Genomic DNA, 25,619 nt, shown 5'->3' with positions numbered 1-25,619 from the left:
ACTCTACGAGGTTTCCTCATTTCGAGATGCTCGATACTCAAGGCAGGCTTGCTACAGTAGTAGCAGACGATCGGCTACTTGGGATTCCTCATCAGTCGTCGTTTGGCACCTCCGAGAGCTCAGAACGAACACCATCGTGTGGAGTGGCCGAGAGCGATGCTGAAGCGCTGGTACTCCACGGCGTTCTTGTCTCCAGATCGAAGTCGATGATCTCCTGCTCTTGCTCGAGAGCCTTGACCTCGATTCCCCGCCACTCGCCATCGACTCCGAGGAGAGCCTGTGAATACCCTCGATCTTCGTCGCCGGGCATCGCGTTCTGGACGAACCGCATCTGAGCGTGGTTGAGGCCGAACTCGTTAGCCCACGTCTCGTCCATGCCATCGAGCTTGTGGAATTGCTTTATCGAGCACTGGTCGAGAATGAATTCGGCTACATCACGCTCGAAGAACTCATCGACGGTCTGGGTGATGAGCTGGATCGAGAGGTCGTGATGCCGATGATGTCTGAAGATCGTCTCGAGATACGAGAGCGTCTCGGCGTCCTTCATCAGATACCGTGCCTCGTCGATGACGAACACGACCTCCTTCTCGGACTTCTTCGCGCGCTCATAGACCAGTGATATCAGCAGCTCCATCAGAAGGCTCGTGTGCCCACCTAGACTGCCGCCTCGCTGTGCGAGGTCGAGATAGACGATATCCTCATCACGGATGTCGAACTCGCTCTCGCGACCGAGATTCTCGAACTGGCCGCCCTCCGCGAACGCCCGAAGTTGATCGAGAAGCCACACCGCGTCGTCGGCGAGCTTCTCACCCTCGGCCGTCGATCGTACGGTGTATGGCTCCGGATCGTCACTGATGTCTTCGAGGACACCGAGGACCTCATCTCGGACAGTTGGGCTCTCACGGCTGTGGGTCGAGATGTCGTCAGTGAAGCCCTTGCGATCGTAGGCCTCGTCAATAGCGAGCTCGAGGGTCGTCCGTCGGTCGCCGAGGTCGACGTTGCGGAGGGAAAAGAAGTTCGTAAAGAAGCTCACCGCTCGCTCGCGTCGCTCCTTGAGCGGACTGGCGTCCTCTGCCCGGGTCTGGATGACGTGCTGGGACGTCGGCTTGATTTCGAGCGGATTCAACCCCATCGTGCCACCGACTGTGATTCGTTTGGCGTCCAGTGCCTCGGCGACACCAACCCAGTCGTTCAGCGGTTCGAGAATAACTCCGATCCGATCTTCGTCCTGTTCGAGCGTCCGAAGGAAGTTCTGTTTCGCGCTGAACGACTTGCCCGATCCCGGATCGCCGACGGTGAACATCGCGTAGCCGTCCTCGCGGGCGAACGGATCGACCACGACCGGGCTGTGCGTATCGCGGTGGATGCCGAACTCGACGCCACCTTCCTCGAGGACGGTCGGATTGTGCGGTGAGGCGAGGAGCGCACCGACTGCTCCGCCCAGCGCGATCGCCTCCCGGCCGAGCGGGTTCGGCCCGACCGGGGCGGCAGACTGAAGCGCGAGGTCCTGTGTACAGATCGCCGTCTTCGGCTCAAGTTCGGCAGGTCGCTCACGGAGCGCCGCACGGACCTTCTTGACCGACTCGTGAAGCTCGTCTTTCGTATCCGCACGGACGGTGACGTACGTCGCCTGCGAGAGAACTCGCTGACCGTTCTCGACGGCCTTGTACGTCGACGCTGCCTCGGCCGCTCGTTCCTCCAGATACGTGCCACGGACGGTCCGTTCGAGATCCGCCTCGGCCTGCAGGTCATCCGCCGTGTTCTGCAGTTCGTCTCTCGCTCGACGCTGGTTCTTCGGCCGCAGATGGACGGTGAGGTCGAACTCGACGTCGGTCAGCTCGAACAGCCCGCTCAGGTAGCCGTCCTTCGGGTAATCCGGATACCCTGCGACGTACAGCGTTGTCGTCCACTGCTCGCCGACTCGGGCGGCACGCGTCTCCCACTCGATCGCTGCTGGGGCGAGAAGCGAGCGCTGGAACTCCCCCGGTTCGGCAGGGTCGGCCGTATCTGCCGCTGACCCTGGAACCTGTTCGGGGTCCGCCGAGGGTTCGTCCTCATTCCCGAGGAGCCCGGAGAGATCGATCCGATGCTCGTTTTCTCTCTCCTGTTCATCACCACCCAACCGTTGGTTCGATTCAACGGCGGTGTCGCCTTCGTCATCGTCCACCTGGCTCCCTTGGCGGTCGACACGATCAGGGATCTCATTCGCTCCGTGCTGGGTAGCACTCGTCTCGTTTGCAGATTTCGCCCGTGAATCAGCCTCCGATGAGGAGCTGGTATCCTGCTCATTTTCGGTAGTCGTCGGTTCACCCTCGTGATCGTCTTCGCTGGACTCCGTGCCGTCCGGAGGACGCTGTGGCTGCGTAACACGCACCAGGAGGACCGGCCCGAGCATCCCTGCGAGGGCAGCGATAGACACGATCACAGCGATCCCGGGGGTGGAAACCGACCGGAACTGGTCGAGCACGAGCGGCAGGGCACTCATCATGGATCCCCTCCGACGTCCCGAGGCCCACGACCGACCGCCGGCTCCCGATCAATCACTCTCTCGACCCGCTCACTGTCGAGTTCCTCTCCGTTCCAGAACTCCATCGCGAGTGTGAATAGCTCGACCGTGGTGAGACGACGCGTCGACCATCCAGCCACCTTCTCGATCAGTTCCGACTCGACGGTCCGTATCCGACTATCGAGCACGTCGAACATCGCCTCACGGAGCTCGGCCTCCGTCAGATCCTCCTGTCGGGTGAGAAACGGACTGAGTAGCGGGCCAAGCACGGGGAAATCCGTCAACCGCTCGCCCGGCGTCTTCTCCCGGTCGAAGCGGTTGTACACCTCGTGTCTGTCGACCTCGACACCGAGATAGTAGTGGAGCTGATTCGACTCGGCTAAGTCGGCCGGTCGCTGCTCTCGGTACTCCTGGATGAGATCCTGGAATGCCTCGTTGCCTCGAACATCCGGGTCAGTCAGCCGATTTTCGAGCTGTTCGACCAGGCGTTCGACGGGGAACGAGCGCGTCGTCGCGTGGAACGTCAGCCTGAAGTCAAGCTCCGTGTTTGCGAACTCCTGAGCCGTCCCCTGGATCGCCTGCCAGTCACCGGACATGGCGAAGTCCATATTCGCCGGTCGCAGCTCGAGGAACGCCTCCATGGTTCCGTCCTGCCGCTCGATGACGCCTCCCCCGGCCCACGCTCGTTCGACGTTCGTCAAGTCCTGGGTCCGCTCATCGACTGTAAACGGCGTGTACTGGACGAGACCTCCCTCGGTCGGTGAATGGTCACTCTCCGGTGGGTGGCTGTGGGTCACCCGGGGGCGCTTCACGTAGAACCGGCAGACGTTCTGCAACCACGCCCACGCCGTCAGCTCCGAGGGGGATGCATAGACCACAGCAGTTCCGACCGTGAGACCGACCGCGGCTAGCGGGAGAGCGAGAAATCCCAGACCAGTGAAACTCGCGACGAAGAGACTGGCAAGGGGGAATCCCAGAAGTACGCCGATGTCCCCCTCTTCGACGTTCAGTACGGGAATCCGACTCTCCTCGCCGAGTTCATTCATGATTCGCCTCGTCGCAGCTTCGTGATTTCGACTCATCAGTAGCGTACTCAGTAGTAACCTGGATCGTTCTCGCTACGACGGTACTCGGGAATACCACCGTTCCCGCCCCCGTCGTCAGCGACGTTATCGTGTTTCGTCCCGCCACCGTCGGCGGGAGAGTCGGCACCTGAATCCCCGAACGCCCGCTGGGTAGCAGCCTGCGTAACGCCCGCACGGGCACCCCACCGTGCGGCCGTGGTCGCGGCGTACGGTCCCGCGACGTATCCCACACCGGCGACCGCACCGAGTGTCGTGACCGCTCTCGCCGTCGTGCCGAGGACCTGGACGGTCATCGGGCTCGCGTAACTGAACGTTTTCCACACCACGTACAGTACGAGCACCGGCATCGAGACCACGACGACGTACTGCAAGAACGGCGTCGACGGCACCAGGGACAGCTCGCCGACGAACACCAGGTCGTATCCACGCAGCAGGATCGCGGCGGGGAGTGGTAGCGCCGCCAGGGGCACGAACTGGAGACAGAGGCGTTGGGCGACTCGCGAGAGGATCGGGAGGTTCCCGAAGGCGACGGCGATACCGAACGGCATCCCGTAGAGGTAGACGTACAGGAGCACCTCCCGGATGAACAGCAACGCCTCCAAGATGATCATCGCGAGCCCACCGAGCCCGGCCATGAGGAGCGAGATCGCCGGGTTGTCCACTGCAGTTGGGAGTATCTCGAGTAGTGCTAGCGCGAGCTGATTCGCATCCGGTAACAGACCGATCGTCAGCCCCTCGACGAGATAGAGGGCCAGCACGCCGACCCAGTACCACGCGACGATGAGGACAGCGCCCGTCCACGCCGAATGCTGCGCCCGACGGGTCTCGTAGGCGCTGCTGACGTTGAAGATCCGGGCGAAGTGTCTCCCCTGGACCGCGAGGAGGAGGATCAGTAGTGCGAACACCATGACCTCGCCCGCAACGACCGCCTCGTAGATGCTGTGCCAGGGTTCGTCGCTGGACGGGGGCGCGCCAAACACGCGCTGAGTGCCCGATCCTTCTGGCAGAGGTGTTCCGAAGAGTTCGTTCTGGAGTCGTTCGAGCCCATCGGTGAGCAGCGACAGGAACCACTCGATCCCCGTCCTCGAGTTCTCGGATCCACCGCTCAGGCCGGATTCGTGGACGAAACCAGCCAGGGCGACGATGCTTCCCGACCGCTGGATCGCCGAACTGACGTGGGAGACCGGCGAGGGGGAGAACCGCAGGACTCGGCGGCGGCGGATCGCGGCCGAGAACCCGGTCGCCGATCCTCTCCTCGTGGCACCCGACGTAGAGCGAGACGGGGCGATCGAAACCCCCAGCGAGTCGTCGGCGAGCGGAGACGTGGACGATGGTGAAGACGAAGAGGATGGAACCGATTCCGCCTTCCCTGCCTGGATGACCGACTTCGGGACGGCCGAGGACGTCGGGATGGCACTCCGGATCCCCCTCGACGAGTCGGCGTTCCCCGGATTCGACCCCACCAGGGGATTCTCGAGCCTCGCGGTTTTCGGCGTGAAGGCCTCGATGCGGTCGGACGAGACACTTGACGCCGTTACGAGACACTTCGACGCACACCAGTACACCGACGGGTTCTCCTTCCTCCCCCAGGGGACGCCGACCAACCCCGACCGGGCGGAGGCCGCCGAACTCGTCGAATCCCGGTTCCCCACCCCGTTCACGAACCGGGCGAGGTCGTCGAACGGCGTCGACGACCCGGCCATCCCGACCGACGGCGATCGACTGGCAGAGGTTTTCGGTCTCCTGCCGACCTCGGACCGGACCGCGGGGGACGAGGGGCCCAGTGGATCCGACGAGACCGACGAGGCCCCGGCCTCGGGGAGCCACCCGTTCGAGCACGTCCCGCACGCGGACGGAACCGAGGGGACGGACGCACACCACGCGAACTCCGCGCTGTGGCCCGCGACGGTCGGGTACTCGCTGATGAACATCCTCGTCCCGAAGTCCCTGACCGACGGCCCGCTCGGCGAGCAGGACGAGTCGGAGGTCCGTGCCCACGTACAGCGGTTCGAGGAACTCCGCGAGCACTTCGTCCGGTACGTCCGCGGACGGGGTCCCCACTCGGCCATCCGAGTCGGGAGACAGCCCTACGGGGTGCTCCCGACGATGTCCGTCCTCGCGCGGGACGAGCCATCCGACGGCAGAGGATCTACTCCGATACGGGACGGCCTCGTGGCCGACCTCCGGAACGGCGTTCTGACGGTCGACGAGGCGGTCTTCTTCGAAGAAGTGTTGATGGATCAACTTGTCGAGGAGGTGCCCATAGAGACGCTACTGAACGCCGGTGCCAGCCCCGGGCGGCTCTACCGGCACGGCGTGTCCGCCTCGGACTTGGTCGAGGCCGAAGTCGACGCCCCGACGCTCCTCGCATCCAGGGTCCCGCTGGTCGAACTGACCGACATCGACGGGGTCGAGCTTCCAGCTCTGGATCCAGACGACGTATCCGGCCTCGGCGGGGGTCCCCTGGATCCCCGGGGCACGGGCAGCGGAATAAGCGTCGGATCGGGCGGGTTCCTCGGCGGACCGACGAGCGGCGACGGGCCGACCGCCGAGGATTCCGAGGACCGGGAGGACGCTACTGCCGAGGACGAGGAGCCCACGAAACCGGTCTCGGAGGTCATCACCGAGTACCTCGGTGTGTTCGCCGGGATATGGGAGGACGCGCTCGCCGGGAGCAGCACCTTCGGCGACAGGACGTCGAACGCGGGGGACGGTAGCGGTACGTTGACCGCCCAGACACTCCTCGAGGTCCTCGCTCGGACCGGGCGGTCTAGGGATATCCGACTGAGCACTATCTTCGAACTGGGGGCGGAAGACGGCTCGCTTCCGGACGAGTTCGACGAACTCGGTATCGACCCCGCGGTGACCGACCTGACGGCACGGCCGCCGGATACGATTACCGACATGTTCGGTGTCTCGTGGGTACTGGACGACTGGACGCGCATCCTCGACCCCTCGGACCTCGTCGACGACGATGTCGGAGGCTTCATGGAACTCCTCGTCGGGCTCGCCCGCGACGTCGACGAGGAACCGAACGGTGTCGAACGGCTCTTCTCGCTCGTCGACGTGCCGGATATTCCGAACGGAGTAGTCCGTGAGGAGTTCGAGAGTGAAGACGAAGAGGAGCGTCGAGAGAAGGTTCTGCGAGCGTTCGTCGATCCCGCTCAGCGGGAGGAGTACAACGGTCTCTGGAAGTTCCTCAGACAGCGACTCCTCGTCAGTGAGCGGTCGGTGCGGGGCAACCAAGAGCAAACGAACCAGCGGGCCCGGTTGGACGAGTATTTCGCCCATCGGATAGAACTGTACGAGGAGTACGGTGACTTCGGCTTCCCGTGGAGCGCGCTCCGGTCGTTCCTCCTGTTCGGTCTCCTCTGGGAGTTCCTCTGTGCCCGACTCCGGCTCGGCATCCGACACGACGACCTCCCGCAGGCCGGCCCGGAGATAGCCCGCCACGAGAGTGCGAAGTCGATCTACGACGAGCTGTTCGGCGACGCGCCATCGTCGCTCACGAGATCGCACCCCGATCTCGGTGGCGATACGTACGCGGAGGCGCTCAGGAAGGCCGCCGTCACGTACGACGAGCACTCGATCGACCCCCGGCTCAGCGAGTTCGTCGCCAGCCTGGAGTACCTCGCCGGGAAGGAGCCCTCGGAACTTGAGGACCTGTTCCTCGAGACGCTCGACGTGTCGAGCCACCGTCTCGACGCGTGGTGGACCTCGCTCGCGACGCGACGGCTCGACGAGCTGCGGGCGTGGCAGGGACAGCAGCTCCCGGAGCCGTCGGCCCCGCCGAACTGGGCGGGCGACCCGGACGACGGGTCGTCGGCCTCGGCGGAAGAGGGTGAGGAGGAGCCGTCCAGCTCCACGACTTCCGGCGGAGGAAACATCCTCGTCGGTGGGAGCATCTTCACCGGGAACGACGAACCCCTGGCGGTCGACCTCGACGACGCGACCGCCTGGTGGGAGCCCTCCGACACCCCGGCCGTGATCGATACAGGGGTGCTGGATATTCTGACGGGTCCGCCCGGGCTGTACGTCGGCGCGTACGGGTTCGTCGAGGACCTCTCGCGGGACGTCCCGAAGGACGGGAACGTGGCCACGACGCCGGAGTTCGTCCACACGCCGTCGCCACAGCAGGCGACGACGGCGGCACTGCTTCGGAGCGCGTTCGAGGCCCGGGATCCGGAGAGGGACGGCGCTCCGCTGGCGATCGACCTCTCGGCGGAGCGGGTGCGGCGGGCGCGGCGGATCATCGACGGGGTCCGACAGGGACAGCCCCTCGGCGAGTTGCTCGGTTACCGCTTCGAGCGCCGACTCCACGAGCGAACGGTAGCGACCGGCGAAGGTGCGGTGGATCTCATGCAGTACAAACACGCGTTCCGCGTGAAGTTCCCGTCCGTGGAGCGGGCTGTCCTACCGGACGATCCGGCGAATCTAACACAGTACGAGGAGCGTGCCGCGCAGTCGGCGATGAGCGACGTCGTCGACGGGTACCGTCTGCTTCGTGCGTGGGATAGCGTCCGAAACTGGGAAGAGACGGACTGGAACGGAAGGGGGCCCGAGCAGGAGGGGGGCTATCGCTTCCTCCCGCTCCCGGACGGGGTAACGCCCCCCGACACGGCCGCGCTCACGGCTATCAGCGGTATCGTCGCGGAGCTCCGCGACTCGGTCGACGCGGTGGGTGACCTCCTGCTGGCCGAGAGCGTCCACCAGCTGGGGCAGGGGAACTTCGATCGGGCCGGCGGCTCGGTCGCGGCGCTCGCGCGTGGCGAGGTGTTCCCCGAGCCCACGGTGGTCGACACCCCCCGGACCGAGACGAACGTCAGCCACCGGCAGTGTGTCGTGCTTGACCCCGCTACCGAGGCCGGTACGGAGGGCACGGACGGCGAGGTGCGACCGCGAGCCGCCGCCGAGCCGGCGCTGAACGCGTGGCTCGAGGACCTGCTCGTCCCGTTCGACCGCGTCGGCTGTCGGGTCGAGTACCGGTGGACGGAGACGACGCCGGCCGGCGAGGAGAGTGAGACGGAGGGGTCGGAGACGGCGGTCGACCGGACGCAGGAGACCGCGATGACGCTCGACGAACTCGGTCTCTGCCCGCTCGACTTCCTCGCGCTCTCCGGCGACGGAGAGGCCGAACAGGCCGAGCTCGAACAGCGGTTGACCTATCGGTTCGTCCGGGCTCGCCCCGACGGCGTGCCGTCGGACGCGACCCTGGCGCTCTCGCTCCGCAAGTTCTCGCCGCCGGCGACGGCGAGCGTCGCCGACCTCCTCGAACACGCCCGGAGCCTGCGGGCGCTCGTGCTCGCGTCCCGGCCCCTGCGCGCGGACGACCTCTCGCACCCCTCCGACGGGAGCGAACCGGGCTGGGACGAGGAAACGATAGCGGACCTCGAGAGGCGCGGTGACAAGGCGTCCACTTCCCTCGCTGAGGTCGCCGAGGCTCTCGAGAACAGACTGGAACTCCTCGATCCGCCGATCCCCGGGGCGGACGAGACGACAGTCGAGGAGACGGACCCGTCGACTGCCACCGGCGAGCCGACCCCGGAACCGTCGTCCGAACGGGTGCCGGCGTGGCGAACCGTCGTCGGGGGTGTCGACCGGCCCCTCCGCGTGGCGGGACGGGCCGAAATGCTCCCTCAGCCCGTGATGGCCGAGTGGTGGCGCGACCGGAACCTGGCGAGCGTCGCCGACCGGATCGGAACGTACGCTCGCTCGCTCGATCTGGGCCTCACGTCCGAATCCGACCCCGTTCCCCTCACGACCCAGGTCGATCTGCTAGTCACGAGCGCCAGGGCGTTCGCCGAGGAGGCGTCACTCGAAGCGGTGATGTCGGTCCTCGAGGAGCTCGACTCGGGAGCGGAGCCGTTCGGCGCGTTCGGTGCACTGGCCGACGCGATTCGGCTCACGGGAGACGACCCGGAGCCGATCGACGGCCCCGTCGTTCGCCCCGAAGCCGAACAGATCATCACCGGGAGACTGGGGGAGCCGATCGCCGTCCTCGACGAGGCGGATGGTGAGTCCGACCCCGACGACGACCCCGGATCCGGAACCCCGGGAAGCGTCGGGGGGGCTCTCGGCGGCCTGGGTGGCCCATCCGGGATCGGTGGGCTGGCGGGAGGGTGGCTCGGTAGCCCGGGTGATCCGTCGGGTAGCGGTGGTATCCGAGGGGGGATCAACGTCGGAGGTGGCGGGACTGGCGGGGCCGGAACCGGACGGATCAGGGACCCCGGGCTGCCCAACAACTTCGGGGTCGTCCTCCCCGGCGGGGGCATCGATCCCGTGTTCGACCCGGAGGACTACAACCTGCTGCGCCGGCAACTGGTGAGCGAGAAACCGATCGACGTCTCCGTCTGGGGGACGACCGGGACGGATTGGTTCGAACTCGCTCCCGAGGGTCAGGTCACCGCCGACGCCGACGGCGAGTTCTCCGCGACGTTCGACTTCAGCACCGTCGAACCCGGGGCCCGGTTCACCGTCGTAGCCCGACTGAAGGGCGATCCCGAGGTGCTCTACAGCCGGCACGGTCGGGTCGGAGCGGCCGATGCGACCGCCGAGGGAGAGGACCTCGTCGAACGCCTCGGTGACGCGCTCCGCCCGCTCTCCGTGCTCCTCTGGCTGTCGAAGCACGGCGACGCCTTCGATACGGACGCGTCCGGGTCAGCCGCGGCCCTGGGGGAGGCCGTCGCGGCGGTCGACTGGGCCACGGTCAGGGCCGAGTTCGGCCGGATGACCGCCGAGGACAACGCCTTCTCGGAGACGGACAGGACCGCCGTCGAGGCACTCGTCGGACTCGAATCGACCGACGTGGAGGGGCTCGAGTCGGTGGTCGAGGCGACCGTCGACCCCGTCGAGCGGGTCGGTCTCCGGGATGCCCTCACCGTCACGGGCGACTCACCGGCCGTCGACGACCTCCGGACGTGGTACCGGCAGACCGGGGACGCCTGGAAGCTCAGGACCCGACTGCACCGCGTAGCCGACGACCCGGGGCTCCTCGACGTCGTCACCCCCGGGACCCCGCTCGAGTACGCACCGGCGTCCGGTGCGGCGGTCTCGGGCATCGGTGGATCGGTCGCCGAGCACCTCGAGCGCCTCCTCGAGGCCCCCGCGTGGCTCGTCCGGTATCTCGGCGAGACGGTCGATCGGCCCGACGGTCTGATGCGGGACGTCCTCAAGTGGCTCTATCACCCGGAACTCGTGACCGACACCGACGCGCTCGCCGATCGAGTGCTGGCACTCGCGGACGGACTCGACGCGCAACCGGTCCTCTACGAGCTCTTCGCTCCCGAGCCGGCCGGATTCCCACCGGAAGCAGGAGCGACGGCGGACGACGGTGCGGGTGGTGGGGCGGAGGGGACGGTTACGGTTGGGAAAGCGGAGCGACGTAAACGTCTACAGGCGGTCGCCAGCGAGCTACGTGCGCTGGCTGGCGTTATCCGGGCGTCGTCTGCCGGCGGTGGCGGCGGATCCGGGAGCTACGTGGCGACCTGGAACGACGCCGTCGCCAGCGGGACCGAGGTGTTCCGGACGGAGCGCCGACGGATCGGCGCGATACGAACCGGCGTACAGCCGGACGAGGCGTTCCGCCGGGGGATGCTCGAGACGGTCCGGACCCGGCTCGTCCGGGCGTCCGCGTTCGGCGTCTACGGGAGCACGCCACAGTCGCCCTCGGGTGGCGACCCGTCGGACGAGTCGGCGCTCGTCGAGCAGACCCGCGCCGTGCGGGCTCGCATCGCCGCGCGGCGGGAAGGACTGGTAGCACTCGACGACCAGCTCGAGACGATGGACACGAACCCCTCCCCCGAGCGGGTCGAGGCGCTCGTCGCCCGCCTCGAGGCGATCTTCGGCGACAGCTTCGTCGCGCTCCCGTCGTTCGTCCCGACGAACGGTCCAGAACTCGGGGCGAGTTTCCGGAACCGGGGCCTGCTGCCGGAGGGGGCGGAACTCGCCCCGGAGACGTTCCTCCACCGGATCGCACAGGTGCGCGAGCGCCCGGCCGACTTCCGCGAGGCGTACTCCTACGCGGAGGCGCTGACCGGGCGGCTCCACCGCCGGCTCCGCGTCGCCCAGCTGCCCCACCGGGAGGACGACACCTGGGTCGGCGCGGGCGTCGAGGGGGTGACGCCCACACCGGGAACGCTGTCGATCCTGGCGCAGTTCGGCTCCACACCCGAGAACCCCGACGAGAACGGGGACCTCGATCCGTTCGGCGCCGGGAGCAGGGTCACCGGCGTCTTCGTCGACGAGTGGGTCGAGGCGGTCCCGGCGGCGACGGAGACGACCGGCGTCGCGCTGAACTACGACGACCCGGGCGCACGCCCCCCACAGTCGATACTCCTCGCCGTCCCGCCGGAGGACGGCGAGTGGTCGCTGGTCGACCTCGGTGCGGTCATCGACGAGACCCGGCGGTTCGTCTCCCTCCGTGCGGTCGACGTCGGCGACCTCCGCGAGTCGGGAAGCGGCGGGGGGCTGGTGCCGGCGCTCTACCTCCCGTTCGGCTCCGGTCCAGAGGAGACGCGACGTGCGCCGACGTACGCTGACCCCCGGGAGTGGCCGCGGCCGACCCCGGCGCCGAGTGCCGAACCCAACCCGGGGGAGAACGAAGAGGACGAAGAGGACGAAGAGGACGATCAATGACGACGAACACGTACTGGCGGCAGGTCGAACCGCGTGCCAGGAAGGACTTCACGAGGACGGACGGATCGCCGGCGAGCGAACTCCGGGCGGAGATACACGACCCCCTCTGGATGCTGGGCCGGCAGTGGCAGCTCCGCGAGTTCCAGGGGGAGGACGCCGGGAGCCCGATCGGCGTCGAGGTGACGGTCACCCGCGACGAACTCGCCGGGGTCGAACTGCTCGGCGACGACGCCGATACTCCCACATCGACGGCCATCGACTACGACGGCGGCCCGCTCGAACCGCTCGTCGAGCGGGAGCCCGTCCTCGCCGAGGCCGGGCGTCCGAACGGTCGCCTCGCCGCGGAGGCCGGACTCCACTTCCTGCGTCTGCTCGCCCTCGGGGACTACCCCGGGCCGGCGAAGGAACTCACGGCGACGGACTTCCCGGAACGCCTCCGACTGGCCGTACCGGAGGCGCACATGGACGCCCGCTCCCGGCGGTACTTCGAGGTGATGACCGGTACGAGCGGGGGTGAGACGGGAGACGGCGGCCGCGTACTCGACGGTCGGGCGGTCTACGACGCCATCGAGGCGTCGGTCCGGGACGTGCGGACGGTCGCACCCGGCGGGGACTGGGAGGTAACCGACGAGTCGGCGCTTCCGCTCCCCGACGGCGGGGCGGCGAACGGGAAGTTCCGTCGAGCGGTCGCCCGGTACGTCGACTGGTACCACGCCCTGTACGCCGAACCGACGTCCGAGTCGGGATCCGCGTGGGTTCCCGACCGGATGGAGTACCGGTTCCGGGCGTCGACCGGGGCGGGCGACTCGGAGACCGTCTTCGAGGCTCGCGAGTACGAGGGTGGCCACCTCGACTGGGACGCCTTCTCCGTGGTACCGGGTGCGACACTCGGGGACGGGGGCTCGGGATCGGCTGCGTCCGGATCCGACGACGCCGAAGCCGCCGAGCGGACGACCACCGAGACCGTCCGGACGGTCCCGACGCAGGTGAAGTTCCCCGGGATGCCGAGCACTCGATGGTGGGAACTGGAGGATGCCGGCGTCTCGCTGGACGACATCGCGGTGGACGGTCACGGCCTCCCACAGCTGGTCCTCGTCGAGTTCGCCGCCGGGTTCGGGAACGACTGGTTCCAGTTCCCCCTCGAGACCGAGGTCGGGACGCTGAACCGGATCACCTCGCTGACGGTGACGGATACGTTCGGCGTCCCCGAGGATGCCGTCCCGGCGGTCGAGTTCCCCAGATCCGGAGCTCCCGGGCCGGAGCCGAGCGCCCCCGTCGACGGGTGGAACCTGTTCGGGTTCGACCTCCCCGGCAGACCCGGGCTGTTCCTCCCGCCGACGCTCGCGGGGACACTCGACGGCGAGCCCGCCGAACGGGTCGTCCTGGCTCGCGACGAACTCGCGAACCTCGCCTTCGGCATCGAGGAGCTCGCCGAGGGACCGGCAGGTCGGCCGGTCGACCGGACCGAGTTCCGTCGTCCCCGGCTCACCGTCCGGGCCGTCCGTCCCGACGCCGATCCGGCGGCGGAGTTCGTCGAGTTCTCCAACGCGGGCGACGACCGCCTCGACGTCACCGGGCTCGTCGTGGAGCGCGAGTCGAGCGGCCAGGGCGCTACCCCCGAGCCCGTGTACACGTTCGAGGCGACCGTACTCGGCCCTGGCGGGACGCTCCGGCTCTACACCGGGCCGGCCGACGATCCGGACGCCCGCTCGGCCGGCCGCTCGGCGTCGGTGTGGAGCGGACCGGACACGGCGTCCCTGACCGTCCGGGACGCGGACGGCCGCGTCGTCGTGAAGCACCTCTTCGGGACGCCGGACCCGACCCACCCGGACTGGCGACTCGCGACCGACGTCCCCGACTACTGGTTCCCCTTCACGATGGAACTGGCCGACGGTGAGGACTACCGGCTCGTCAGATCCATCCTCCTCGACGCGAGCACGCTCGGGCTCGATCCCGAACACCTCCCGCGGCCGATCGGGAAACTCCTCGTTCCCCCGGGGCAAGCGGACCTGCGACTCCACGAGGAGGAACTACCGGGCGGGGGCCGGGAGATCGAGCGGCGGTACCAGTACGCTCGATGGACCGACGGGAGGGGGTACCTCTGGGCCGGACGGAGGGCGCGTCCGGGCCGGGGAGACGCCGCCAGTGGGCTACGGTTCGACGTCCTCGAGGATCCCTCGATCTGACGGCCGTCGAGCCGAAGGACGACGTTCGATAGCTTCCAATCATTTCCGTGACGCCGAACGCTGCGAACGGATCGCTTCGGTCCTTTTCGATTCCGGCACGGTCGAACTCCCGGGGGTTCGGGTGCTGGTTCGTCGGCGCTCTCTCGATCGAGCCGTCGAGGAACGGATCGATCGCGAATACGTGGTTCGAACCTGCCTCGAAGCTGTTGGCGTCGGAAGGGCTATGGCCGAACCTGGTATCCAGGTCCCACACCGTTCAGGTCGTGTTAAGATACGGATGGGCGGTAGATCTCTGAGTGCCCTATGCCCGAAGCCGACCGCCTCAACCGGTGTAGTGACTGGATCGATCTGGAGTTTGTGGAGCGAGAGCGGACTCCTGATTCGACGATCGAAGTGGGTATGCGGCTCTACCTCGCTCATCTATCGCTTTCGAATACCAAAACCGTCAGATCCAGCGGCGCGAAGAGCGGTTCGAATCACTCCGCGAGGACCGCGACCGCGTCCGGGAGGAGCTCGAGACCGAGCTGGAGGAGAACGAGGAACTCGAGACGCCGAGATGGCCGTATACGCGACGCTCGGCGGGCCGCCGTTCCGACACCGCCTCACTCTCGGAGAGCCCCCGGACGCCTCATAATGAGGCTCGAGTGCGATGCAAACGTATTATGACCAACTCCACCGTCCTTCGTCCCGAGGGGGCCTCCTCAGAGCCGGTTCGCACACCCTGATCGGCCCGATCGCGTCGGCACGCTCGGCCTCGAAGGGGAGAGGAGGCTGACGCTGCTGTCACGATCGGGCGGACCGGTTCACGCTGCCCCTCTCATCGGGCAGATGCCTCCTTCATCTGTCCGTATCGCGTGCGTCCACCGTCGTTAGTTGGGGTATCCCGTGCTTCCGAGACCTCACGCCCGCATAATCGTGTGCCTGGTTCCCAGGATAGCCCGTCGACGACGCCGAGTTGCCGTCTCGCCGGTCCTCCCCGGTAGCTCGGGCCTCGCCCGGCGGTTGCTGGCGTCGTCGGCCGAGAGGGGGCCGGCGCGGCGACGGTGCTCGCGGTGGCTCACGGCGTGCGCGTACGTTCAAGCCGTGCGAGCGGACGGGAAGACCTTACGTGGAAGCCAAGCGTGGCAGGAGCCGAACAGCCGGCCTCAGTCGTGAAAGGGTTGGACTCGCGCGTTCGCGTGGGGTTCCGATCCAGGCTGCGCCCTCGACCTGGAGAGCCGCTCCCGCGCAGACCGGCCTGCGGTCGACACTACAGAGTGACACCGACGTTGCTTCGCCGAGTGTGTGTCGGCGGAGCAGAAATGGGCTGCACGGCGACTGGATAACGGAGAGGTGGGGCCCGAGATCGAGGGGGAGTATTTGATCCCGCGCCCCGGGTGGTGAAGGCGGGTGTGAACCCCAAGTATATAGGGGAACTACCGGGAGTATGGGAAGCCTAAGGGCCAGTTCGTCGGGATCTCGGCCACGTTCCGCTCGTCGTTCTAGTGGTCGAGTCCCTCCAGGGAAGAGAGCGTCATCCGAGTGGAGGGACTGGATCGGACTGCTCCGTGTACGGATCGACGAGAACCGGAGGGTCATCGGGGGCACCGAGCGGCGATTCCGTGGAGTCCCGTTCTCCCGCATCCCGCTCGATACGCCGGAGTCGCCACTTAGTGACGCTCCCAATCTGTTTTGACACGAAACAGAGTGAAACAAACGGAACGATCCTCACGGTTTGTTATGCTGGACGAACTCCAGCGGATATGCCGTGCTTCCGCCCCGAGCAGCTCGAAGGATCATCAAGGGTTCCCTACACGTCCCACTCGATCGGGAGCGCCCTGACAGGCGGGGGTGAGCCGTGAGCCGACCGGATCGGCGAAACGGAGCGGTGGGCGAGGAGGTGAATCCGGCGACGGTATTCGAGAACGGGTTACCGCCGATCACGCACGAGGAGAAGACGGCCTGGATCGCGCTCCTGGAATGGCGGATCGAAGAGTACGATCCCGAGGTCCACCCCTCACCGGTGTGGTCGGAAGCTCCCGACGAGGTCTTCGACTACCAGTGGTTCGCGTTCGCCGTCGAGCAACTCGATCCCGAACACGCGTCCGTCTTCCGAAGGGGCGTCGACACGAACTGAGCTATAGAGGTTAGCAATCGGATCCGTACATTCGATAACTGTACTCTCTCACGCCTGCCAGAACGGCTGTGCCAGATACAAGGCGCGTATCTGGCAGATGCGTCTGCTACGAGAATGTTCTGTTCGGCCTTGTTGAAGCCCTCGGTCAGTGATAGTCTTCAGCGATCGTGCTGAATACAGGGCGCGTACAGCACCCGATCTCTTCTCTCCGTCGTGGTTCACCCGGATCCTCGTAACATAACCCTGGCGTTAAAATGGTATTAATTCACATGGGTCCCTCGCGTAGCTGCGGATACAGGTGAACCAATGAAAGTAGCTAAAGAAGACATCCCAGCCGAGATCGACAGCCTACCCGCTGTCGCTCGCCACCAAGGGGACTTCGGTGATGCATCCGGCTATGGAGACCTCGCCGCAGAATATTTCTCACTTAAGCAGGGCACGGATATCACAGCACTCCTCCAGGGACTGGAAAACGACCACTGCCAGTCGCCTCACTGGGGATACGTGATAAGCGGCGAGCTGACCGTCACCTACACCGACGGCAGCGAAGAAGTAGACGAGAGCGGCGATATGTACTATTGGCCGCCGGGGCATACTGTCCGGGCCGAGGAGGACACCGACGTCGTTATGTTTAGTCCTCACCACGAACACGGGGAAGTCATCAATCACATGCGGAACAAAATGGAAGAGAGCGCGTAAACTCTCGGGAAAAGTGAAGCCAATGCAACAGACCAAGAAAACACGGGTCTGACAACGATACGGTTCGAAGACCTCTAACTTCTCGAGTTAACGCAAGCGAACTCGGATACGGAGTTAGGCGTCAACGCCCCGTTCAAACCGGCGTTTACGGTGACAACTGGACTAGAACTAGCGGGCGGACACAGTGTCGTCTACGCCGAGATCGCTCCGGGAAAGGAACTGGGAACCCACACACCGACAGCGCAGAAGAACTCATATATAATCTAAAATTGACAGGATAGGGCCTGGGTTGGGGACGCGACCGGCGAACTCACCGCAGGCGAGATGGCGCGATTTCGGCTATGGAACCGCACGGCTTCCGCAATACCGGCAGGGAGACCGCTCGGTTTATGCGATTCTTTTCCGATAACACCACTGTCCACGAGTTCGAGGAGAACCTAGAGCCGATCGGTGAACGGATTGTCAGGATGTAGCGCCTCGTCAACAAGTCGGTCGACAATTTTTCTACGGGCGGAGCAGGCCGAGCTGACGGCGAGTGCGTTGTTCGGTTAGGTAAGGGGGTGGACATGTATGCCCATGCTCAAGCACAAATTGAGGCTGCAGCGCCAATCGAGCAGGTTTTCCAGTTCGGGTGTCGGTTTTCCCCTGTTACCTTGACCTGGTGGCCGGCGAGATATAGTAGTCACCAGACGTCGTTGTTCACTGTGTGGTCAGACGGGGCGATTCGTGCCGTAAACCGGCCCGCTGACCTCGTGACCTGTGAAAATTTCTGCTGACTACTATATGGTTCCTCCGCCATACCGGGCTCACTCATCGAGGCCTGGTTCGGGGTCTTCAAATACCGAACCAGGCGCCACTGGCACCGAGTTCCCCACTACGGCACCACCAGCTTGACCGGATCGTGGCTCGCCTCGTTCGCCGCGCTCAACAATGCGACCCCCTAACCTCGACACCCTTGGTCGGATAAACAGCGTGCACCTTGTGCGTACAACGACCCGGATCCGGTTTCCCATCCCCCGAGGAGTCCCCTCTCGCCACCACGGAACCCGCAGGGACTCGAATGGCAGTGACGGACGGTCGGATCACGCTGTCTCGTTCGTTGTCGTTCACTCAGTTAGTCCTAACAGGATCTTCGTGTGAAAATGTCACACCTTCACGGGGCGGCCCGCGTAGTACGACGCGAATGTGAGATTTACATGTCATTAGAAACTCCGACAACAACTGACGGAACTGTGGCCGAATTCGCAGGAAAACTCCGGGGCGCGCTCCTCCAGCCGGACGACGAGGGCTATGAGGAGGCACGGTCGGTGTGGAACGCGCTGATCGACAAACACCCGGCACTGATCGCTCAGTGTGCTGGCGCCTCTGATGTCATCGACGCGGTGACCTTCGCGAAAGAGCAGGATCTCCCCATCTCGGTGAAAGGCGGTGGCCATAACATCGCCGGCAGGGCCGTCGAAGACGACGCGCTCATGATCGACCTCTCGCCGATGAAATCGGTACGGGTCGACCCGGACGCGAAGACTGCCCGCGTCGAACCGGGAGTGGTGCTCAACGAACTGGACCACGAGACCCAGCAATTCGGGCTCGCCACGCCCGTGGGATACAACTCTACGACCGGCATTGCCGGGCTGACGCTCGGCGGCGGGTGGGGGTGGCTCTCACGGAAGTACGGATTGACCGTCGACAATCTCATCTCGGCCGATGTCGTCACCGCGGACGGCGAACTGGTCCACGCGAGCGAGGATCAGAACGAGGATCTCTTCTGGGGGATACGAGGCGGCGGCGGGAACTTCGGGATCGTCACCTCCTTCGAGTTCCAGTTACACGAGGTCGGTCCGACCGTGCTGTCCGGACCGATCGTCCATCCGTTCGACGACGCTGAGGCGGTCCTTTCGGGATATCGTGACTTCGCCGCCGGTGCACCCAACGATGCGACGGTCTGGTGCGTCATCCGGCACGCACCCCCACTGCCGTTCCTCCCCGAGGAGTGGCACGGCCGGAAGGTCGTCATCCTGGCGACGTTCTACGCCGGCGATATGGAGGAGGGAGAAGAGGTACTTCAGCCGATCCGTGACGTCGGTGACCCCATCGCCGACGCGGTCGGTCCCCACCCCTACACCGGCTGGCAACAGGCGTTCGACGGGCTGGCCCCGGCCGGAAACCGACACTACTGGAAGTCCCACAACTTCGACGAGATGACCGACGGGATGATAGAGACGTTCATAGAGTACGGGAAGACGATCCCGACCCCGGAGACGGAGATCGCCATTCCACACCTCGGCGGAGCGATGAACGAGAAACCCGTCGACGCGACGGCCTACCCCCACCGGAACTTCGAGTTCACGATGGTTCTTCACACGCAGTGGAAGGACTCCGAGCAGGACGAGGAGTGTCTCGCGTGGGCACGGGAGATGCACGAGGCGATGGCTCCCCACGCGACCGGCGGCGTCTACGCCAATTTCGTGCCCGAGGCGGTAGGTGATCAGCAGGCTGCCTACGGCGAGAACTACGACCGGCTGGTCGAGGTCAAAAACGAGTGGGACCCGGAGAACCTGTTCCGACTCAACCACAACGTCGAACCGACGATGTAGGCGAATCTCCGGAGGACACGTTCCGGATTCGTCTTCCGAGCACGCCCTGATCGGATCGGTACGGGTGCTCTCGATCGAGTCACCCACATAATGAAAAATCGGGTGTGTGTGAAAATATCGTCCTTTGATACAGTCCCGGAACGTATATGGAGCATATGTATGAGTCGGTCCTCCTGCAGATCGCCGCTCCTGTATTCCCGATAGTTGGCCTGTTCGTACTGGTACTGGCAGTGGTGACGATCTGGCAGATAGTCCGGTTCGTCGACGCCTACGATAAACAGGTGCTCACCGTGTTCGGCGAGTATCGTGGCTTGCTCGAGCCGGGCATCAACTTCGTCCCGCCGTTCGTCTCGCGCACGTACACGTTCGACATGCGTACCCAGACGATGGACGTGCCCCGGCAGGAGGCGATCACGCGGGACAACTCCCCCGTGACGGCGGATGCGGTCGTCTATCTCCGTGTGATGGATGCGAAGAAGGCGTTCCTCGAGGTTGAGGACTACAAGACGGCAGTCTCGAACCTCGCCCAGACCACGCTCCGTGCAGTAATCGGCGACATGGAACTGGACGACACGCTGAACAAGCGTCAGGAGATCAACGCTCGCATCCGCAAGGAACTGGACGAACCCACCGACGAATGGGGGATCCGCGTCGAGTCGGTCGAGGTTCGAGAGGTCAACCCCAGCCAGGAGGTGCAGCGCGCGATGGAACAGCAGACCGGCGCGGAGCGGAGACGCCGGGCCACGATCCTCGAAGCACAGGGGGAACGCCGGAGTGCAGTCGAGAAAGCCGAAGGGGACAAGCAGTCGAACATCATTCGAGCGCAGGGGGAAAAACAGAGCCAGATCCTCGAGGCACAGGGCGACGCGATCTCGACGGTGCTGCGCGCGAAATCCGCGGAGTCGATGGGCGAACGCGCGATCATCGACAAAGGGATGGATACGCTCGAGGCTATCGGTCAGGGGGAGTCGACGACGTTCGTCCTCCCGCAGGAACTCACCTCGCTGGTGGGTCGCTACGGCAAGCACCTCACGGGGAGCGACGTGGCGGCCAACGGACATCAGCTAGAGAGTCTACAGTTCGACGCCGAGACGCGCGAGCTCGTCGGGCTCGACGACATCAAGGAGATCCTCGGCGAAATCGACCAGGCCGCCGAGATGGATATCGAGGAGCTAGAACAACAGGCCAAGGCGGTCAAGGACGGGACCCCGAACACCGGGAGTGCCGGCCATGCTGGTGACGGAGCATGACGTCTGAACGGAATCTCCCGGAAGGGTGGGTGCTGGAAACCGAGCGGACGATACACGACGAATTCATGGGCCGGGAGTACACCACGGTTCTCTATCGCCAGGACCACACCAGGAACGCAGTGTACATCACCGAGGTCATCGACGGGGAGAACGTCTGGGAATACGACGTACATCACTCGGGGCAGGGCGGCGACTTTGGAACCGCCGCCGACCTGGAGACGGCGAAGGAAATGGCGTTCAGGTTCATGAACGAGTCCGTCACCAGCGTGTGATCGCCGCCGCGCCGTCGACGGCGGGGATCCCCCGCTGAATCGAGATGGATACGTACGATCACCTGCTGGCGTTTCGACCCGTTGGCGGTGTGAATACGTCGCTCCGAGCTGTTGTTGCCGGAGACCCACGGTGGCGCTGTACTCGTTGATACGTTTCTCGGCACGGTAGTCTATATCGAGCGAGTCATCCGTGTTTCGTGGATCGTACGGCACAATCGACACGACCGCCTGCGTCAGCAGGTGGCGTCTGACCCTCCGGTCACTCGGTTAATCACAAATCCATGTGCTGTGAAAATGAAGCGTGTTTTGTTCAACTGTCCCGAACGCTCTACTGCGATGAACGACAAAAAGAAAGATCGATTCGAGCGCGTCGAGAACGCGGTCGAACACGTACGCAAGGAGTTCGACGAGTCGAAGGACGCAGGTGCTGAGGCCCGGGAAGACGTGCGAGAGGCGATCGAGGACGTCGAATCCCGGATCGACAAACTCCGAAAACGCACCGAAGAGTAATACCTCGTCCACCTGCTTATGGAGGCTTCACAGCCCGCCAACGACCTCGCCGCGACCTTGCATGACGGAGATATCGCGCTTGGAATACTCGACAATACGTACAGTCCGACACTCGTGGAGTTATACGGTGAGCTCGACCTGGATTTCGTCTGGATCGATCTCGAACACGGTGGACCGGACCCGTGGGACGCGGGTCAGGTGGAAGACCTGCTCCGCGCAGCCGAACGGACGGACGTGGAACTACTTCTCCGGCTTCCCGATACGGATCCGACGCTCGTCCGGAAGGCGCTGGACCTCGGTGTGCGAAACGTGTTCCTCCCCCGCGTCGAAACCGCCGACGAAGTCCGAGACGCGGTTCGATCCGCACGGTTCCGTTACGACGACGGTCCCGGTGATCGAGGACTGGCCTCGCCACGGGCGTCTCGCTGGGGTCTTGCTGACGAGTACGTCGCCACGGAAGACAGGGAGACCCTCGTCGGTGTGACCATCGAGACCGAGGCGTCCATCGAGAACCTGGACGACGTCCTCGCCGTCCCGGAACTGGGATTCGTCTTCATCGGCCCGCTCGACCTCTCGGTGTCGCTCGGCCATCCCGGTGAAATCGATCATCCGACGGTGCAGGACGCCGTCGAGACGGTCCGATCGAAGGCTGTCGATGCGGGTGTCCCCGTCGCAGGGCTCGGGTTCGGAATGGATGACGTCAACGAAAAAGCGGCGAACGGCTACGGGATGCTGAACCTCGGGAGTACGACCGGGGCGCTCCAGCAGACCGTCACTGGCTGGTTCGATGCCTACGAACAGAACGACCCCTGAACTGAACACACCGCTATGTTTCATACGGTCGAGATATTCTCGATTCCGCTGCTGAACCTGGGACTGCTCCTCGGCGCGTTCGCATTGCTCCTCGGTGGTGCGGAGATCTTCACGAATTCGGTCGAGAGTGGTTCGGGTACCACCTCGGCGTGAGCGAGAGCGCAACCGGAAGCATCCTGGCCGCGGTCGGGACGGCGTTACCCGAGACGATGATCCCGGTTCTCGCCATCGTTTCGGTCCTCCTCGGTCGAGGGGACCAGGCTGCTGCCGACGCGATCGGCGTCGGGGCTATCCTCGGCGCACCGTTTGTGCTTGCGACGATCGCGATGACGCTGGTCGGCGCGAGCGTGTTCTATTTCGGCAGCCGTCGAGACGCCGGCCCAATTTTCGAAGCCGACGTGACCTCTCGTTTTTCGTGATCGGATACACGTTCGCGGTGGTGGCCGCGTTCGTTCCATCCCGCGGGCTGCGTATCGGTATTGCCCTCGGGCTCGTCGGCCTGTACGTCGTGTACGTCAGGCAGACGCTCGCAGCCGGCCAGCTAATCATCGGGGAGGATCTCGAGCGAATACGAGATCATGGAATCCGACGAGTTCGCCGAGTGGATGGAGCGCATCGAAGCACAGGAAGGTATCGACCTGATCGGGAGCGACGACGTCGTGAGAGGGGGAGCCGACAGCGGCGACACGACCAGTGTCGACGACTGATGGGGACGCTTCGGCCGACGAGGAGATTGTCTCGACGGAGCCGTTCGAGGTTCAGGTCGCGTTCACTCCCGAGGGTGATCCGATAACGTTGACCGTTGACGACGATGTGGACTTGGAAGGTCACACTGCCGAACTCGGGTATTTTATTGCCCCAGATGAACAGGGCAACGGCTATGCGACTGAAGCCCCCCGATCTCTGTCTCGTGCGCGTCTTCGACTGATGTCGGGCCCCACAAAGTCCGGGCTCGAACCGTGGGAGACAACGATACCTCCAAGCGGATCTTGGAGAAACTCGGCTTTCAAGGAGAAGGCATCTCCCGTGAACACCGCACGGATTTGTCCGGTACGGAATGGGTTCCGATTTGGGTTACTGGAATCTGAACGATAGGCGCTGTGTATTCAGCACGGCTACTGAAACCTATTACCGTGTGAGGGTTTCGACAAGGCCTGCAGACATATGCACTCATCGAGTGTGACTCGCATAATAAAAATTTATCTCGAGCGTGAAATTCGTCACGATTGATGCACCTCGGTAGACTATAACACATTATGGCGTCCCACCGTCTCGACGCGTGTCTCCAGCTCGTCGCCGACCAGCACCGACGTCGGATCATCCACCACCTGCGCCACGAGGCTAACGGGGCCACGACGTTCGACGACCTCGTCAATCAAGTGCACAGTCGAGCTTCCGATTCCAAGAACGGTCCACCGGAGGACCGGGAAAAACTCGCCATCCAACTCCACCACACCCACCTGCCGAAGTTAGCAGACCACGGTGTTGTCGACTTCGATTACAGGACCGGTGCCGTCCGGTACTATCCTGACGAACAGGTCGAAGCGGTGCTCGACTCGATCCCCGAAGAAGCGTCGCTGCCGAATCCCTGACGTCATTCTCTCTCACGGGAGACGAGGGATCTTCCGGACCGATGATTCGATAATATCGAAATCGTTCGGTGTTACCTTTGATTCGTGTCGTGGTCTTCCCCTCGATCGGAGGTGGTCACGAGTGAGATCGGCAATACGTTGATGCGGGTACCCAGCTACGATGATTCCGGTGGTACGGATTCATACTGTGGAGGGTTGATCCGCTGTTATTGGATTCCGTCACGTTGGATCCTTCGCGCCGAGTTGCCAGGTGAAAATCGCTCTCAACACGACGACCAGACTGTTCGTATCGCCTTCTCCCCAGATGGCGGTCTCCGAGCGCGGATCGGACGGACTCGCGTCCTCACCGTTGACGAGCGCACTCACGAGGGTTTTTCCCCCGTCGATCATCATGAGCCGTCCCGCCGACGTATCCGACCAGACCCACAGCGACTCGAACATCATCGCGCCGGGAATCTCGTCCTGAATGCGTTCCTGGACCTCCGTCGACACGCCGGCGAGCTCGATCGAAACGCCCCGATTCGCGGCCTCACTCAATCCGTCGACCAGGTCCTCGGTGAGGAGGTCCTCGACGGTCATGTAGACGATTTCCTCCTCCGCGCCGGCGAAGAACTCCAGGACCCGTTCCGTGACGGCTGGCTGGCCATCGACCGTCCAGACGCCGCGCTGTTCGGCTTGCCGTTCGACGGGTTCGAGTTCACCCAACGCCGTCCGGAGGATTCCCGTGCGGTGCTGGAGCTCGTGTTCGAACGTTCGACTCGCGGTTTCGGCGGAGATCGCCCGGAACTGCTTGGGCGACGACTGGAGGATATCGACGAGTCCCCGGTCGTGTAGCTCGTCGATCGCGTCGTACACTCGAGTGCGCGGGACCGCCGATACCTGGCTGACGTCTCTGGCCGTCCCCGTGCCGAGGCTCGCAAGCGCGACGAACGTCCGTGCAGCGTAGGCACTCAACCCGAACCGTTCGAGTTGCTCAATCGCGGCGGTCTGTGGGTCTTCGACTGGATCACTGCTCATCGATCTGGCGAATGCGGGTCACTGTGAGCCCAGCCACGGAGGGTGGCCGGGCCGACACGCAACAGCACGGTGGTTGGGACACAGAACTGGACTACGTGCCGGTAGAAGGATTAGTTTCCACCCGGTATATCTTTTTTGTGATTAAACGGGTGACTCTTGATCCTTGATTCTCCGTGTTTCTGTATGGTGAATCCTCGATTCGACTGTTGTCACTGAAACCATTACAACAAATCCGCGGGGCTCGTCTGTGCAGCGGATTCAGACGATTATACCCCCCGGATAACGTCTCATCGGCACTTGTCGTCATGACGGGAGTGACAATACCTATCCGTGTTGGGAGCGAAT

Annotated in this window: 16 protein-coding genes and 2 pseudogenes; 13 read left to right on the top strand and 5 right to left on the bottom strand. The window is 64.5% G+C overall.

The annotated features are described in order from the left end of the window. Positions 1–91: 91 nt before the first annotated feature. Genes WDJ58_RS21255 through WDJ58_RS21245 form a run of 3 tightly spaced genes read right to left on the bottom strand, consistent with a single transcriptional unit; the run spans position 92 to position 4,655 of the window. On the bottom strand, positions 92–2,488 hold the full coding sequence (locus WDJ58_RS21255) for a transferase (protein WP_338915312.1): 2,397 nt from the start codon (positions 2,486–2,488) through the stop codon (positions 92–94). Next, positions 2,485–3,588, bottom strand: a complete 1,104-nt coding sequence (locus WDJ58_RS21250) for a hypothetical protein (RefSeq protein WP_380661416.1) — start codon at positions 3,586–3,588, stop codon at positions 2,485–2,487. The genes WDJ58_RS21255 and WDJ58_RS21250 overlap by 4 nt, the downstream gene beginning before the upstream one ends. Positions 3,589–3,599: 11 nt before the next feature. Then, a complete protein-coding gene (locus WDJ58_RS21245) occupies positions 3,600–4,655 on the bottom strand; it encodes a hypothetical protein (RefSeq protein ID WP_380661664.1) in 1,056 nt (351 codons plus the stop codon). Here WDJ58_RS21245 and WDJ58_RS21240 point away from each other — a divergent pair. From WDJ58_RS21240 to WDJ58_RS21205, 8 genes and pseudogenes are all read left to right on the top strand, one after another. Beyond that, positions 4,642–12,225: a hypothetical protein gene (locus WDJ58_RS21240; RefSeq protein ID WP_338917908.1), complete on the top strand. Its 7,584-nt coding sequence runs from the start codon at positions 4,642–4,644 to the stop codon at positions 12,223–12,225. The two genes, WDJ58_RS21245 and WDJ58_RS21240, sit on opposite strands and share 14 nt — an antisense overlap. Next, a complete protein-coding gene (locus WDJ58_RS21235; protein ID WP_338915310.1) occupies positions 12,222–14,411 on the top strand; it encodes a lamin tail domain-containing protein in 2,190 nt (729 codons plus the stop codon). The genes WDJ58_RS21240 and WDJ58_RS21235 overlap by 4 nt, the downstream gene beginning before the upstream one ends. Positions 14,412–14,714: 303 nt before the next feature. Continuing rightward, a pseudogene (locus WDJ58_RS21230) lies at positions 14,715–14,849 on the top strand (IS6 family transposase); the annotation flags it as partial. A gap of 1,399 nt (positions 14,850–16,248) precedes the next feature. Next, entirely contained in the window at positions 16,249–16,527 is a 279-nt protein-coding gene (locus WDJ58_RS21225; protein WP_338915309.1) for a hypothetical protein, read from the top strand. Between the two features lie 306 nt (positions 16,528–16,833). Then, a complete protein-coding gene (locus tag WDJ58_RS21220) occupies positions 16,834–17,226 on the top strand; it encodes a cupin domain-containing protein (RefSeq protein ID WP_338915308.1) in 393 nt (130 codons plus the stop codon). A 1,196-nt stretch (positions 17,227–18,422) separates the two neighbouring features. Beyond that, on the top strand, positions 18,423–19,820 hold the full coding sequence (locus WDJ58_RS21215; RefSeq protein ID WP_380661413.1) for an FAD-binding oxidoreductase: 1,398 nt from the start codon (positions 18,423–18,425) through the stop codon (positions 19,818–19,820). 155 nt (positions 19,821–19,975) lie between these two features. Further along, positions 19,976–21,070, top strand: coding sequence for an SPFH domain-containing protein (locus tag WDJ58_RS21210; RefSeq protein WP_338915306.1), 1,095 nt, complete (start codon positions 19,976–19,978; stop codon positions 21,068–21,070). After that, positions 21,067–21,342, top strand: a complete 276-nt coding sequence (locus WDJ58_RS21205) for a hypothetical protein (protein WP_338915304.1) — start codon at positions 21,067–21,069, stop codon at positions 21,340–21,342. Before WDJ58_RS21210 ends, WDJ58_RS21205 begins: the two co-directional genes overlap by 4 nt. A 125-nt stretch (positions 21,343–21,467) precedes the next feature. Here WDJ58_RS21205 and WDJ58_RS26415 read toward each other — a convergent pair. Beyond that, a pseudogene (locus WDJ58_RS26415) lies at positions 21,468–21,585 on the bottom strand (IS5/IS1182 family transposase); the annotation flags it as partial. 93 nt (positions 21,586–21,678) lie between these two features. Between WDJ58_RS26415 and WDJ58_RS21200 the strand changes: the two are divergent. From WDJ58_RS21200 to WDJ58_RS21180, 5 genes are all read left to right on the top strand, one after another. After that, complete coding sequence (locus WDJ58_RS21200; RefSeq protein WP_338915303.1) at positions 21,679–21,852, top strand: hypothetical protein; 174 nt, start codon at positions 21,679–21,681, stop codon at positions 21,850–21,852. Positions 21,853–21,870: 18 nt separating this feature from the next. After that, positions 21,871–22,665, top strand: a complete 795-nt coding sequence (locus tag WDJ58_RS21195) for an HpcH/HpaI aldolase family protein (protein WP_338915302.1) — start codon at positions 21,871–21,873, stop codon at positions 22,663–22,665. A gap of 149 nt (positions 22,666–22,814) precedes the next feature. Next, a complete protein-coding gene (locus tag WDJ58_RS21190; RefSeq protein ID WP_338915301.1) occupies positions 22,815–23,084 on the top strand; it encodes a hypothetical protein in 270 nt (89 codons plus the stop codon). Positions 23,085–23,243: 159 nt separating this feature from the next. Then, on the top strand, positions 23,244–23,372 hold the full coding sequence (locus WDJ58_RS21185; protein WP_338915300.1) for a hypothetical protein: 129 nt from the start codon (positions 23,244–23,246) through the stop codon (positions 23,370–23,372). A gap of 549 nt (positions 23,373–23,921) precedes the next feature. After that, complete coding sequence (locus WDJ58_RS21180; RefSeq protein ID WP_338915299.1) at positions 23,922–24,257, top strand: DUF7344 domain-containing protein; 336 nt, start codon at positions 23,922–23,924, stop codon at positions 24,255–24,257. Between the two features lie 219 nt (positions 24,258–24,476). Here WDJ58_RS21180 and WDJ58_RS21175 read toward each other — a convergent pair whose 3' ends face one another. Further along, the gene (locus WDJ58_RS21175; RefSeq protein WP_338915298.1) at positions 24,477–25,274 is read right to left on the bottom strand and encodes a TrmB family transcriptional regulator; all 798 of its coding nucleotides are present in this window, start codon (positions 25,272–25,274) and stop codon (positions 24,477–24,479) included. Positions 25,275–25,619: the final 345 nt, after the last annotated feature.

Source organism: Salinirubellus litoreus, assembly GCF_037335815.1.
Taxonomy (GTDB): domain Archaea; phylum Halobacteriota; class Halobacteria; order Halobacteriales; family Haloarculaceae; genus Salinirubellus; species Salinirubellus litoreus.
This window is presented reverse-complemented; position numbering and strand designations above follow the sequence as displayed.

Coding starts and splice junctions, on each gene's coding strand:
- WDJ58_RS21255 (WP_338915312.1), bottom strand. CDS start 2,488: ATGATGAGTGCCCTGCCGCTCGTGCTCGACCAGTTCCGGTCGGTTTCC.
- WDJ58_RS21250 (WP_380661416.1), bottom strand. CDS start 3,588: ATGAGTCGAAATCACGAAGCTGCGACGAGGCGAATCATGAATGAACTC.
- WDJ58_RS21235 (WP_338915310.1), top strand. CDS start 12,222: ATGACGACGAACACGTACTGGCGGCAGGTCGAACCGCGTGCCAGGAAG.
- WDJ58_RS21220 (WP_338915308.1), top strand. CDS start 16,834: ATGAAAGTAGCTAAAGAAGACATCCCAGCCGAGATCGACAGCCTACCC.
- WDJ58_RS21215 (WP_380661413.1), top strand. CDS start 18,423: ATGTCATTAGAAACTCCGACAACAACTGACGGAACTGTGGCCGAATTC.
- WDJ58_RS21210 (WP_338915306.1), top strand. CDS start 19,976: ATGTATGAGTCGGTCCTCCTGCAGATCGCCGCTCCTGTATTCCCGATA.
- WDJ58_RS21205 (WP_338915304.1), top strand. CDS start 21,067: ATGACGTCTGAACGGAATCTCCCGGAAGGGTGGGTGCTGGAAACCGAG.
- WDJ58_RS21200 (WP_338915303.1), top strand. CDS start 21,679: ATGAACGACAAAAAGAAAGATCGATTCGAGCGCGTCGAGAACGCGGTC.
- WDJ58_RS21195 (WP_338915302.1), top strand. CDS start 21,871: ATGGAGGCTTCACAGCCCGCCAACGACCTCGCCGCGACCTTGCATGAC.
- WDJ58_RS21185 (WP_338915300.1), top strand. CDS start 23,244: ATGGAATCCGACGAGTTCGCCGAGTGGATGGAGCGCATCGAAGCACAG.
- WDJ58_RS21180 (WP_338915299.1), top strand. CDS start 23,922: ATGGCGTCCCACCGTCTCGACGCGTGTCTCCAGCTCGTCGCCGACCAG.
- WDJ58_RS21175 (WP_338915298.1), bottom strand. CDS start 25,274: ATGAGCAGTGATCCAGTCGAAGACCCACAGACCGCCGCGATTGAGCAA.